This is a genomic window from Paenibacillus darwinianus, from assembly GCF_000598065.1.
GTDB lineage: Bacteria > Bacillota > Bacilli > Paenibacillales > Paenibacillaceae > Paenibacillus_I > Paenibacillus_I darwinianus.
The window spans coordinates 1-12,871 of the sequence record NZ_KK082132.1; the positions used below are offsets into that span (position 1 = coordinate 1).

General features: G+C 55.1%; 15 protein-coding genes and 1 pseudogene. 14 read left to right on the top strand and 2 right to left on the bottom strand.

Annotated elements, in window-relative coordinates; all coding sequences use genetic code 11:
- The 10 genes and pseudogenes from BG52_RS02225 to hpf all read left to right on the top strand — a co-directional run.
- Window positions 1-1,191, top strand: a 1,191-nt coding sequence (locus BG52_RS02225; protein ID WP_144340708.1) for a helicase-related protein, incomplete at its 5' end; no start/stop codon positions are given.
- Between the two features lie 314 nt (window positions 1,192-1,505).
- Window positions 1,506-2,057 (top strand): ComF family protein, encoded by a 552-nt coding sequence (locus BG52_RS15880; RefSeq protein ID WP_036582099.1) that lies wholly within the window; start codon window positions 1,506-1,508, stop codon window positions 2,055-2,057.
- A 106-nt stretch (window positions 2,058-2,163) separates the two neighbouring features.
- A complete protein-coding gene (locus BG52_RS02235; RefSeq protein ID WP_036582065.1) occupies window positions 2,164-2,568 on the top strand; it encodes a flagellar protein in 405 nt (134 codons plus the stop codon).
- 115 nt (window positions 2,569-2,683) lie between these two features.
- Entirely contained in the window at window positions 2,684-2,947 is a 264-nt protein-coding gene (gene flgM, locus BG52_RS02240) for a flagellar biosynthesis anti-sigma factor FlgM (RefSeq protein ID WP_036582062.1), read from the top strand.
- A gap of 23 nt (window positions 2,948-2,970) precedes the next feature.
- Window positions 2,971-3,468, top strand: a complete 498-nt coding sequence (locus tag BG52_RS02245; protein ID WP_051587628.1) for a flagellar protein FlgN — start codon at window positions 2,971-2,973, stop codon at window positions 3,466-3,468.
- A complete protein-coding gene (locus BG52_RS02250; protein ID WP_051587627.1) occupies window positions 3,395-4,234 on the top strand; it encodes a FlgK family flagellar hook-associated protein in 840 nt (279 codons plus the stop codon). Before BG52_RS02245 ends, BG52_RS02250 begins: the two co-directional genes overlap by 74 nt.
- Before the next feature lie 22 nt (window positions 4,235-4,256).
- Window positions 4,257-4,499, top strand: a pseudogene (locus BG52_RS16740) (transposase); the annotation flags it as partial.
- Window positions 4,500-4,587: 88 nt separating this feature from the next.
- Window positions 4,588-4,995 (top strand): DegT/DnrJ/EryC1/StrS family aminotransferase, encoded by a 408-nt coding sequence (locus BG52_RS02260; protein ID WP_051587625.1) that lies wholly within the window; start codon window positions 4,588-4,590, stop codon window positions 4,993-4,995.
- Window positions 4,996-5,129: 134 nt separating this feature from the next.
- The gene (locus BG52_RS02265; protein WP_028599014.1) at window positions 5,130-5,327 is read left to right on the top strand and encodes a cold-shock protein; all 198 of its coding nucleotides are present in this window, start codon (window positions 5,130-5,132) and stop codon (window positions 5,325-5,327) included.
- A 184-nt stretch (window positions 5,328-5,511) separates the two neighbouring features.
- Window positions 5,512-6,063, top strand: a complete 552-nt coding sequence (gene hpf, locus BG52_RS02270) for a ribosome hibernation-promoting factor, HPF/YfiA family (protein WP_036582055.1) — start codon at window positions 5,512-5,514, stop codon at window positions 6,061-6,063.
- A 46-nt stretch (window positions 6,064-6,109) separates the two neighbouring features.
- On the opposite strand, the gene BG52_RS02275 is transcribed toward hpf, so the two are convergent.
- A complete protein-coding gene (locus BG52_RS02275; protein ID WP_051587624.1) occupies window positions 6,110-6,778 on the bottom strand; it encodes a glycosyltransferase in 669 nt (222 codons plus the stop codon).
- 80 nt (window positions 6,779-6,858) lie between these two features.
- Complete coding sequence (locus BG52_RS02280) at window positions 6,859-7,128, bottom strand: hypothetical protein (RefSeq protein ID WP_036582052.1); 270 nt, start codon at window positions 7,126-7,128, stop codon at window positions 6,859-6,861.
- Window positions 7,129-7,269: 141 nt separating this feature from the next.
- On the opposite strand from BG52_RS02280, the gene secA reads away from it, so the two are divergent.
- The 4 genes from secA (at window position 7,270) to argC (ending at window position 12,717) form a co-directional block, all read left to right on the top strand.
- Window positions 7,270-9,786 (top strand): preprotein translocase subunit SecA, encoded by a 2,517-nt coding sequence (secA, locus tag BG52_RS02285; RefSeq protein WP_036582050.1) that lies wholly within the window; start codon window positions 7,270-7,272, stop codon window positions 9,784-9,786.
- Between the two features lie 59 nt (window positions 9,787-9,845).
- Window positions 9,846-10,953, top strand: a protein-coding gene (gene prfB / locus BG52_RS02290) for a peptide chain release factor 2 (RefSeq protein ID WP_144340709.1) whose coding sequence is annotated in 2 segments (ribosomal slippage) — window positions 9,846-9,917 and window positions 9,919-10,953 — 1,107 coding nt in all. Because the reading frame shifts where the segments join, the coding sequence is not laid out codon by codon here.
- Between the two features lie 141 nt (window positions 10,954-11,094).
- A complete protein-coding gene (locus tag BG52_RS14745) occupies window positions 11,095-11,451 on the top strand; it encodes a hypothetical protein (protein ID WP_051587623.1) in 357 nt (118 codons plus the stop codon).
- Between the two features lie 216 nt (window positions 11,452-11,667).
- Window positions 11,668-12,717: an N-acetyl-gamma-glutamyl-phosphate reductase gene (gene argC, locus BG52_RS02300; RefSeq protein ID WP_036582045.1), complete on the top strand. Its 1,050-nt coding sequence runs from the start codon at window positions 11,668-11,670 to the stop codon at window positions 12,715-12,717.
- The last annotated feature ends 154 nt before the right edge of the window (window positions 12,718-12,871 follow it).

The window sequence follows — 12,871 nt, forward strand, 5'->3', positions numbered from 1 at the left end:
GGCCCGGCCGGCCCCCCTGCCGCCACGGGCCGCCGCGCTGCCGTTCACCCCGCCGCCGCTAGCACATCCCTGCTGCCCGCGCCGGAACAACGCATCGGCTGTTGGGGCCTCGCTCCGGCGCAGCGGGAAGCCTCTTTAGCGGCTTTGCGCTATATTGAAGCCCATTTGCCGCAGCGGCCGGAGGCGAACTGCTCCAAGCGAGAGTTTCTGATATGGGCCGTTACGGGCGCCGGCAAAACCGAGATGCTGTTCCCGCTGCTCGAATCCGTCTATGCGAGCGGGGGAAAGTCGCTGATCGCAACGCCGCGGCGCGACGTTGTGCTGGAGCTCGATCCCCGAATCCGCAAAGCTTTCCCGGAGCTTTCGGTCGTCACGCTCTATGGCGGAAGCGAGCAGCGTTGGGAGAAGGGAGATGTTACAATCGCGACCACTCACCAGCTGCTGCGGTTTCAGCAGGCTTTCCGGCTTGTGGTGATTGACGAACCGGACGCTTTTCCGTTCGATGGAGATCCGGTCCTGCAGTATGCTGCGGAGCGGGCGACCGCTCCCGGCGGAACGACCGTGCTGCTGTCCGCTACGCCGCCGAAACGGATGCGGCAGCTGGCCAAGCGGGGGAAGCTGGCCAATGTAGGTGTGCCTGTCCGCTATCACAAGCATCCGTTGCCTGTGCCGCAGTTGCTGCGTACGGCAGCCGTATACGACATGCTGCGCAGGAAGCGGATCCCGGCTATGCTGCGGCAGTCGCTTCAGCGGTCATTGGACAGAGGCGCGCAGATTTTTGTGTTCGTGCCGTCTATCGGACATGCCCAGCCGATGGCCGGCTTGCTGGGAACCGTTTTTCCCGCTGCGACGATTGAAAGCACATCATCCGCAGATGCGCAGCGTAAGGAAAAGGTAGACCTTTTCCGGCAGGGCGGTATCCGGATACTTGTGACGACAACGATTCTGGAACGGGGCGTGACCATCCCCCGGAGCGATGTCGTTGTGCTGGATGCGGACGCCCCGCTGTTCGACGAAGCGTCGCTGGTGCAGATGGCGGGACGGTCGGGACGTTCCGCAGCGGACCCGGCGGGCAGTGTCGTGTTCTGCAGCCGCTCGCGCAATCGGGCGCAGATCGCCGCCGTGCGGCAGATTCGGGCGATGAACCGGCTGGCGGCGACGGACGGCTATCTGGAGTCGCGCACGCTATGAATGCTCTGGACGGTTCGCCCAAGCGGCATTGGTTGCCATGGATAAAGCGCGTGGTTGCCGAAAGTATGAAGCTGCTCAGCCCTCCGGCCGCGGAGTGCCTGCTCTGCGGTAAAACCGCTGTCGGCTTCGTACAACGGCCGTCCTGGACTTCCCGCGCGGTTGCGGGTCTATGCGGGGCCTGCTCGGCGTCCGTTCCATGGATCGCGGTCATCAAATGTCCGATATGCGGAAGGGCGGAAACATGCGGGGATTGCCTCAGGCGCACCCGCACCCTGTTCATATGGAACCGCAGTGCAGTCCGGTATGATTCGTTCATGAAGCGGATGCTTGCCTTATATAAATACCGCGGTCATGAGCGGCTTGAGCCGGCGCTGATCGATATGCTCTCCGTCGCTTATGAATTGATGATGAATGAAATGCGCTCCCCATGCGGACAAATCCGGTCCCGCGGGCAGCATCCATGGGACTGCATTACCTATGTTCCGGTCAGCGATGCGCGTTCGGCCGAGAGAGGCTTTAATCAGGCGGAGCGGCTTGCTGCAGGCTTGGCCGTGCGATACGGGCTTCCCTTGGGATCGCTGCTTGTTCGTTCGAAGCACGGCGCGAAGCAAAGCTTTAAGTCAAGAGCCCAGCGGATTCGGGATATGCAGCATGTATTTGAAGCGAACGAGGGAGCGATGGCGAAGCTGCGGCTGAAGAGCAATAAGCAAGTCGCAAACGGCGAACGGAAGGGTGGCGGCCTGCGGCTGCTGCTGGTCGACGATATCTATACGACAGGCAGCACGGCGGAGGCTTGCGCCCGCACACTCATCGGGCATCTCGGGGCCGATACGGCCGTATATGTGCTGACATGGGCCAGATCATAGCGGAGGCAATCGCGATTGTGCGAGAAAATTCAACAAAAAGAGTGAAATTTTCGCTAAAATCCGCTAACATAAAGTTATCCAACAGTCGGAAAGGGCGGTGTTTAGTATGAGTTTGGAAAATTGCCCGCGCTGCGGCAAAATATTTTCGAAGGGTATTCGGGATATTTGCCCGTCTTGCGTCAAGGAAGTGGACAAAGAATACGATCTTTGCACCATCTTCATAAAAGAAAACAAACAATGCTCGATGCAAGAGCTTTCCGAGGGCACCGGCGTGTCCGTAAGACAAATCACGCGATTTATCCGTGAAGGGCGCATATCGATCGTAAGGCTGCCGAACTTGAGCTACTCGTGCGAATCATGCGGCGCGCCGATCCGCGACAATACAATGTGCGTCGAATGCCGCAGCAGGCTGGCTGCCGAGATGAAGGAAAGCTCCCGAAAACCATTGGTCAAGCCGGAAGAGCACCGCTCCGGATACCAGATCGGCGACCGGCTGCGCGACCGGACGTAGCCATTATTAAGAATCCTTCATGCGTGTGCTATAAATAATCCATTTAGGGAAACCGATAATACCTGTAGAAGGTTATCGGTTTCTTTTTAATGCGGGCATAATGGGGTGAATTCAAGTGAAAATAAATCATACGAACCGGATCGGCGCAGTCAATTCCTATCAGAAACAGAATGAACACCGGGCGGACGGAACGGCAGGCAAAAAGAGAAGAGACGAGGTTCAGATTTCGGCGGAAGCCAAGGAGCTTTTGTCATACAGCAGGATGAACGAAGCGGAGCGGGCGGGAAGAGTCGAGCAGTTGAAGCAATCGGTTTCAACGGGCAACTACCAGGTGGACGCAGGGAAAATAGCCGACAAGCTGCTTCCGTATTTGAAATAAACGATGGAGGACAGGTGGGCGTTATGGCTTTAACGGGCATTCTCGAAACGCTGGAAGAGCAGACGAAGGTTTACGAGCAACTATTGCATTCGGCGAAAGACAAGACGCCTGTTCTCGTCAACAACGATATCGACAGCTTGAATACGATTATCCAGAAGGAGAAAAAGCTGCTGCTGCGCGCGGATGAATTGGAGAAAACGCGCCTCGCCCATACGTACCGGTATTTTCACGAAATCGGCTACAAGAGCCGGCTGCATAATCTGACCGAGCTGATCCGGTCGGTCTATCATCCCGAGGACAAGCAGCGCTTGATCGAGAAACAACAGCAGATGTCCGGTATGCTGAAGGAGCTGCAGCACATCAACGATCTGAACCAGCAGCTTATTGCGCAGTCGCTGGCCTTTATCAATTACTCCATCGATCTCGTGGTGGAAGATCCGGCGGAAGATGTCACGTATCAGCATCCGCATAACAAGCTGGGCGGCAGCGGCCGAACCGGTATTTTCGATACAAGGGCATAAGCCGGGCGACACAGGCATTCGCAAGGTCATCGAGAACTTCTGGAATGCCTGGTCGGATCTTAGCAAAGATCCTGATAGCGTCACCGGCCGCAAAATTGTGCGCGAGAACGCGCTGGCGCTGGCGGACTCTTTCAACCAGACGAGCAAGCAGCTCTCGGATCTAAGCGGGGATTTGACGGACAACATCTCCGTCAAGTCGACCCAGATGAATACGATGGTCAATACGATCGCGTCGCTCAACACGGAGATTAGGCGCATCGAAGGCTTGGGCGACACGGCGAACGATCTCAGGGATCAGCGGGATTTGCTGACGGATCAGCTGTCCGAAATCGTCAACATTCAGGTTGTCGAGAATGAGCAGGGCTACAGCATTACGATAGGCGGAACCGCCCTCGTCGCGGGACCGGCGGCGACTCCGGTAACGGCGGACATCTTGACGGCGGCGGCCGAATCGGGCGCCCTGACCGGCGGCGAGGTGTACGGCATGATTGTCTCCCGGGACCGCTACGTCAAGGAGTATCAGCAGCTGGATTCGCTGGCGAATACGCTTGCGAATGGCGAACTGGAAGTGATCGTACCCGCCGGTTCCGTTCTGCCCGGAGAAACGGAGCCGCTGTCGGAGCCCAGGGCAGTCAAGGTTAACGGTATCAACGGTCTGCACAAGCTTGGCTACACCCTGGAAAGCCCGGCAACGACCGGCCGGGATTTCTTCACCTTCTGGGCCGGCGCCGCAGGCATAACGGCGGCAAGCATCACCACTCTATGATAAAGCGTACAAGAAGAAGACAGTTCAGTATATCAAAGAGAGCGGGAAGGCGGTAGCGGAAGTCGCACGTGAATTAAAGATAAACGACAATACGTTGTATACCTGGGTGAAGAAATTTAGGGGTGAGCCGGAAGTCGTTGCAGCACAAGCGTTTAAGTCTGAAGACCATAAGCTTAAAGAACTGCAGAAACAGATCCGCGATCTCCAGGAAGAGAACGAAATCCTAAAAAAGGCGATGCACTTCTTCGCGAAAGACCGTCGGTAAAGTATACGTTCATCCACGAACACCGCTCCGAGTACCGACTGGAGAAGATGTGCATTGTGCTGGATGTTTCTCGAAGCGGCTATTACAAATGGACAAGCTGGAGCGGTTCATGGACAAAAGGCGCGAGATAGCTTCCATTTATGACGCAGCGTTCGGCGGGCTGAACGGATTGGTGCTGCCGGCCCAACATGCGGATGCCGAATCGAGCTGGCATTTATACGTGCTCCGCTGGCGCAAGGAAGCTTTCAAGGCGGATCGTCAAACGATCTTTGAAGCGTTGCGAGCCGAGAACATCGGAGTCCACGTGCATTACATTCCGGTCTATCGGCAGCCTTATTATCAAGCGAACGGCTATGCGGGTGTTCGGTGCGAGCATGCGGAAGCCTATTACGAGACATCGCTGTCGTTACCGATTTTTCCAAAAATGACGGCCGAGGATGTTCGGGACGTCATCAGGGCGGTAACCAAAATTTATGAAGCCTATGCGGTTAAATAACAGATAGCTGAAGTCGTTGATAACGCTTGCAATAATCGTTTGACATTTCCCGGAAGCCGATGTATAGTCAAATTGTGGGCCACGTACATAGCTGACGCCTCACAGTTACTTGAAGACGAAGGGAATGTTCATGCATGCAAGGTAAAGTGAAATGGTTTAACGCAGAGAAGGGTTACGGATTCATCGAGACTGAACAAGGCGGCGACGTTTTCGTTCATTTCTCCGCAATCCAATCCGAAGGTTTCAAGACGCTCGAAGAAGGCCAATCGGTTGAATTCGATATTGTTGAAGGCGCTCGCGGTCCACAAGCTGCAAACGTAGTCAAACTGTAATCATCCGGTCAATCGACCGAACGATAGATGGTACACTTGACAAAGTAAAGGAGACAGAACCCCGGGAAAACGGGGTTTTTTCTTTTCTCGTCAAAAGTTATCAAATTATTCTAAACTATCAATCAATTATTTTGTTAACGCTTCGTGAATATGTTATGATGGAGTCAGTAAAGGAGGAATGCAGATGAAATACAACATTCGAGGTCAGCATATCTTGGTTACGGACGCGCTGAGAGAGCATGTCGAGAAGAAACTGAGCCGCCTGGAACGGTATTTTGAAGCACCTTTAACCTCCGAAGTCAACGTCACGCTTGCGGTTACCAAGAACCGGCAAGGTGTCGAAGTAACGATCCCGCTTAGGGGCGTCATGCTCCGTGCGGAAGAGAAGCACGACGATATGTACGCCGCCGTTGATTTGGTAGTCGATAAGCTGGAGCGTCAGATTCGCAAGCACAAAACCAAAGTGAACCGCAAGTTCCGTACGGACGGCGGATTGAAGACATTATTCAGGGAGGATTCGGGAGCGGTTAGCGTACTGGAGGAGGAAGAGGAACTCGATGTGGGCGTTGTTCGGACGAAGCGCCATACGCTGAAGCCGATGGATGTGGAAGAGGCCATACTCCAAATGAACATGGTCGGTCACAGCTTTTATGTCTTCGCCAATGCAGAGACCAAAGAGGTGAACGTCGTTTATAGAAGAAACGATGGTAAATACGGATTGATCGAGCAAGCATGAGAAATGCAGCTCTTCTCTTTTACTAGAGAGGAGCTGCATTTTTGATTTACGCAAAATGTTTGTTTTCGGTAATCAGGCGAACGACTTCGCTGAATTGCCGTTCGGTGGACATCAGCAGCTCTGCCCGTTCCCTGGCTTTCCCCGACATGGTTTCGTAGAAACGATCTTCCTGTATATATCGCTTGATCATGTGAGTCATTTCCTCATAAGAGTGCACATGAAAATCGCCTCCGGCCGCCACCGACACGTCCCCGCTGTCAAGCGTGACGACCGGCACGCCCTTATACAACGCTTCTGCGGCCGAGCTTCCTCCTCCGGTCCTTTGCGGATTCGCGTATAAGTCGCATAGCTCCATAATAGCGAGCACATCCGATTGAAAACCAAGAGCAGTCGAATGTTCTGCGAATACGCTATTTTTGGCGGCGTATTCGGCATGCTTGTCGAAGCCGCCGATAAATACGAGGTGCGCGCCAAGCTTGTAAAGTTGTTCGAAGACGTCAAGGAAAGCCGGAGTGACCTCGTCATTCAGCCGTGCGCCGATCACGGCAATCAGAAACTTATTTTCCGGAAGATTGAGCTGCGCTCTCGTGTACCGGTTTTCCTGGGGTTTGAAGTCAAACGTAAATACGCTTTCGATGATGCTGTCGCCGTCTATCCCCAACTGCTGCAGAAATTGCACATCCTTCGCCGTTCTGCCGCGGCCGATGATCCGCATCTGCCCCTCGGTTATCGGAAGACCGCTGAATACGGTCGAAAGCGTAGCGACGGGAACTTGAAGGCTGCAGAGGTCGGCCGTCAGATTTGCTCGAAGGTCTGATGATAAATGCCGTGTACCAGCCACAGAAACTTTTCCAGGTTGCTGAGAAAGTATAAACGGTCGGTTTCCAATCGCTCGCCGCAGACCGATTCCAGGATTGACGTGAGATGATGAGGCTGAGTGCCGTTCTCGCAGATTCCATTCAATACATAAACGTCAAAATCGTTATGTTCATAGGTCGTCAGGAGATGCTCTAAATTGTCATCGTTCTCGATATTGTCGACGAAGCATACAAGTACCTTTTTCATATCCACACTCTTTTCGTGATGTTCTATGTACGGGAATAGGACATTTAAATAATTGTATCATATACCGTCTTCGTTGCGGCAGTCTCTACAAACTGTTACAATTTAAGTTATGAGTCGATTCACGAAAGGGGCATCCTTACCATGCTCGGACTGGTAAAAAAAATATTCGGCGACCCGAATGAGCGCGAGATCAAGCGCTGCTTGCGTATCGTCGAACAGATTAACGGCCTGGAGCCCGAGTTCGTCAAGCTTTCGGATGAGCAGCTGCGCGCCAAGACGGAAGAATTCAAAGCCCGTCTGGAGAAGGGCGAAGAGCTCGAGAGCTTGCTGCCGGAGGCGTTCGCGACCGTGCGCGAGGCATCCAAGCGGATACTTGGCATGCGTCATTTCGACGTCCAGCTGATCGGCGGCATGGTGCTGCACGACGGCAAAATTTCAGAAATGAAAACCGGCGAAGGCAAAACGCTCGTCGCCACCTTGCCGGTTTATTTAAATGCGCTTACCGGTAAAGGCGTGCATGTCATCACCGTCAACGATTATTTGGCGCAGCGCGACAGCGGCATGATGGGTCAACTGTACCAATTCCTCGGGCTGACGGTCGGATGCAACCTGCATGGCTTGAACCATGACGAGAAGCAGGCGGCTTACAGGGCCGATATTACGTACGGAACGAATAACGAATTCGGTTTCGATTATTTGCGCGACAATATGGTGCTGTATAAGGAACAGATGGTGCAGCGCCCGCTTCACTTCGCAATCATTGACGAGGTAGACTCGATTCTGGTCGACGAAGCCCGGACACCGCTCATCATTTCCGGACAAGCGGCCAAGTCGACAGAGCTTTACTATGCGGCAGACCGTTTCGTTAGCCGTTTGAAAGAAGAAGAGGATTACACGGTAGACGTGAAGCTGCGCAGCGTGACGCTGTCCGAGGCGGGTGTGGAGAAAACGGAGCGCGCCTTCGGCATCGAGAACCTGTTCGATCACGCGCATGTGCTCCTTAACCACCATATTCAGCAGGCGCTTAAAGCGCACGTCATTATGAAACGCGACGTCGATTACGTCGTTCAGGATGACGAGGTCGTCATTGTAGACGAATTTACGGGACGGCTGATGGCGGGACGCCGTTACAGCGACGGCCTGCATCAGGCGATTGAAGCCAAGGAGCAGCTGAAGGTTCAGAACGAGAGCATGACGCTTGCGACGATCACGTTCCAGAACTATTTCCGGATGTACCGCAAGCTGGCCGGTATGACGGGTACGGCGAAGACGGAAGAAGAGGAATTCAAGAAAATATACGGCTTGGACGTTGTGCAGATTCCGACGAACCGCCCGAATATCCGGGTCGATATGCCCGATGTGGTGTACAAGTCGGAGAACGGCAAGTTCAAGGCGGTCGTAGATGAAATCGCGGCGCGCCACGCCAACAACCAGCCGATTCTTGTCGGCACGATCTCGATCGAGAATTCCGAGAAGCTGTCGGAGATGCTCAAACGCCGCGGCATCCAGCACAAGGTGCTGAACGCGAAGTATCATGCGGAGGAAGCGGAGATCATCTCCCGTGCGGGACAAGCGGGCTCGGTCACCATCGCCACGAATATGGCGGGACGGGGTACGGATATTGTGCTTGGGGAAGAGGTGCCCGATACCGGAGGCTTGCACATTATCGGCACCGAGCGTCACGAATCCCGGCGGATCGACAACCAGCTGCGCGGCCGTTCGGGTCGGCAGGGCGACCCGGGCTCCACACAATTTTATTTGTCGCTGGAAGATGAGCTGATGCGCCGTTTCGGTTCCGAGAATATTATGGGCATGATGGACCGCCTCGGATTCGAGGAGGACCAGCCGATCGAGAGCCGGATGATCACGCGCGCGGTCGAGTCCGCCCAGAAGCGGGTGGAGGGCAATAACTTCGATCTGCGTAAGATCGTTCTGCAGTACGACGACGTTATGAACCAGCAGCGGGAAATTATTTATAAGCAGCGTCGCGAGGTGCTGTATTCGGAGAACATTCGCGACATCGTGCTCGAGATGATCAAGCCCGTCGTGGAGCGTATCGTGGAGGCTCACGCGCCGGCGGACGAGGTTCCGGAGGATTGGGATTTGCAGGCGGTCGTCGATTATGCGCACGGAACCTTCCTGCAAGACGGCATGCTGACCAAGGATGACTTGTGGGGCAAGGAGCGCGAGGAAATCGTCGAATTCCTGCTCGCGAAGGTCAACGCCCTCTACGACGAGCGCGAAGCGCAGATCGGCGAGGAGACGATGCGCGAATTCGAGAAGGTCGTCGTGCTGCGTGCGGTCGACAGCAAATGGATGGATCACATTGACGCGATGGATCAGCTCCGCCAAGGTATTCATCTGCGTGCATACGGCGGTACCGATCCGCTTCGCGAATATCAGTTCGAAGGCTTTGAAATGTTCAAAGAGATGATCGATCACATCCAGGAGGAAGTTGCGAAATACATCATGAAGGCGCATGTCGAGAACAACCTGGAGCGTCAAGAAGTGGCCAAGGGGCAGACGGAATCGGGCGGCGGCGGAGAGCCGAAGCAGAAGCGTCCGGTGAAGCGCGACGAGCAGCGGGTCGGCCGGAACGATCCGTGTCCTTGCGGCAGCGGCAAAAAATATAAGCAGTGCCACGGTCAGAACACGTAATCCCTTCCGGGAGGCTTCAGACGGTCGGCAACTGCCCTACATTGAGGTGAAGCGAAACCATGTTAGACGTATCGGTAAAACAGGACCTGCGTGAAGTGGCGAAGCGGCTCCAAGAACTCAGGGGGTCTCTTTGACTTAGATCTTAAGCAAGAGATGATAGCCAACTTTGAAGAAAAAATGACCGCTCCCGATTTCTGGGACGACAACGAAAAGGCGCAGGGTGTCATTTCGGAGATGAATGCGGTCAAATCGGTCGTCGATCAGTACGGCAAGCTGGTAGCCGACCAGGAGGATTTTGATACGATGCTTGAGCTGGCGGAAGAGGAAGGCGACGAGTCGCTGGAGGCTGAGCTGGTGCGCGGCGTCGACGAGCTTGTCCGCAAGGTGGGCGCATTCGAGCTGCAGCTGCTGCTCAACCAGCCCTATGACAAGCTGGACGCCATCCTCGAGCTGCATCCGGGCGCCGGCGGCACCGAGTCGCAGGACTGGGGCCAGATGCTGTATCGGATGTACACGCGCTGGGCGGAGAAGAGGGGTTTCAAGGTAGAGGTGCTGGACTATCTGCCCGGCGACGAAGCGGGGATCAAGAGCGTCACCATATCGATCAAGGGCTATAACGCATACGGCTACCTGAAGGCGGAGAAGGGCGTGCACCGGCTTGTGCGGATCTCGCCGTTCGACGCCTCGGGACGCCGGCATACGTCCTTCGTGTCCTGCGACGTCATGCCGGAAATTTCGGATGACATCGAGATCGAAATCCGCAGCGAGGACTTGAAGGTCGATACGTACCGCTCGAGCGGCGCCGGCGGTCAGCACGTCAACAAGACGGAGTCGGCGATCCGGATCACGCATATGCCGACAGGCATCGTTGTGGCTTGCCAGACGCAGCGTTCGCAGATTCAGAACCGCGAGCGGGCGATGCAGATGCTGCGTTCCAAGCTGTACGAGCTGAAGATCGAGGAGCAGCAGAAGCATTTGGCGGAAATTCGCGGCGAGCAGTCCGACATCGCATGGGGCAGCCAAATCCGTTCGTACGTTTTTCATCCGTACAGTATGGTGAAGGACCACCGGACATCGGTGGAAACCGGCAACGTCGGTGCGGTCATGGACGGCGATCTGGACATGTTCATCGACGGCTATCTTCGCAGCCAGATCCGCTCCGAATAAAGTAAGTCAAGGCTGGTCATAAATTCAACTTTAAGGTATAATTAAACCAGGAACACAAACCTCGTGACGGCAGCTGCCGCATCGCACACGCACGCCTGTTGTCCGTTCCTATTCCATATCTTGCAGAGGAGATGAAGGAAGATGGAACAAAGCATTTTGCAGGCGCTGGAGCAGATGGAGGGCCGGATTATCCGGCACGTCGATCAGAGGATCGATGACCTGCGCACGGAGTTGAAGGCGGAGATCAACGATCTGCGGACCGAGGTCAACGATCTGCGCACGGAGTTGAAGGCGGAGATCAACGATCTGCGCACGGAGGTCAACGATCTGCGCACGGAGATGAACCGCCGGTTCGACGACATTGAGGAAAAGCAGACGGAACTGATCGCGATCTACACGGAGAAGCAGGCGATCAAGCTGAGCGTCATCCAGCTGGAGTTCGAAGCGCTGACGAAGCGCGTCGAGAAGCAGGAGCTTATTACGAAGCATCTTTTATAAAGGCGTTACCTCTCATCCCCGATTGCTGGCAATCGGGGATTTTTGATGTTGATCCTGCTCCGGCGGAACCCGATAAAACGGCATTGCCGAACACGATAAAGGAATTGTATTTATATTAATCAGAATGTATAATAATACAATCTGAATCGCTATTTATTCGATCGGCCGCTTGGTGTAGAATGGTTACTTAGGAAGTCAGGGATGGGAGAGAATGTTATGGGTTCCAAGGTAAGAGCTGCGATCGTCGGATCGACGGGATACGGCGGCGTGGAGCTGATTCGGCTGCTTGCGTCGCATCCGCAGGTTGAGGTAACGTCGGTTATTTCGTCATCGAGCGCCGGTACGCCGATTGCGGAAGGCTATCCGCATCTGACGGAAATCCGCACCGAGCTGTTGGACGGCATCGAGTCGGCCGCAATTCGCGCGAAGGCCGATGTCGTATTCCTCGCCGCACCGGCAGGCGTTGCGTCGAAGCTGGCTCCGGAGCTGCTTGAGATCGGCTTGAAGATCATCGATGTGTCCGGCGATTTTCGCTTGAAGTCGCCTGCTCTATATGAAGAATGGTACCAAAAGGAGCCCGCCGGCCAAGCGCATTTGGACCGCGCCGTATATGGTCTGGCGGAGGTTTTCGGCGAGGAATCAAAGGGTGCGGACCTGATCGCGAACCCGGGCTGCTATCCGACTGCAACGCTGCTGGGTCTGATACCGGCCGTGGCGGAAGGATGGATCGATCCTGCCACCATTATCATTGACGCCAAATCGGGCGTATCGGGAGCCGGCCGCGGCGCGAGTCTCGGAACGCATTATGCGGAAATCAACGAAAATTTCAAAGCTTATAAAGTGAATAAGCATCAGCATATTCCCGAAATCGAGCAGGTGCTGTCGCGCGTGGCCGGCAAGCCGGTGACGACGACGTTCACGACGCACCTCGTGCCGATGACGCGCGGCATCATGAGCACCATGTATGCTTCGATTAGAGGGGAACGCAGCGATCGTGATTTCATTGATTTATACCGCCGCTACTATGAGGGCCGCTGTTTTGTGCGGGTTCGGGGCGAAGGGGTGCTGCCGGCCACCAAAGAGGTGTTCGGCTCCAACTACTGCGATATCGGCTTTGCCGTCGACCGGCGCACCGGCCGGGTCACCGTCGTGTCGGTTATCGACAATCTGGTCAAGGGTGCGGCCGGGCAGGCCGTGCAGAACCTGAATCTGCTGATGGGCTGGGACGAGAAGCTCGGATTGGAATTCGTGCCAGTCTATCCGTAACCGCCAATCATCAACCGCTACTATCATGGCTCATGCGAAGGAGAATACGAACGGAATGGACAATGGAACGCCAGCTTCGTATAAGATCGTGCCGGACGGCTCGATCACGACGCCCCAAGGCTTCAGAGCGGGCGGCCTGCACTGCGGCTTGAAG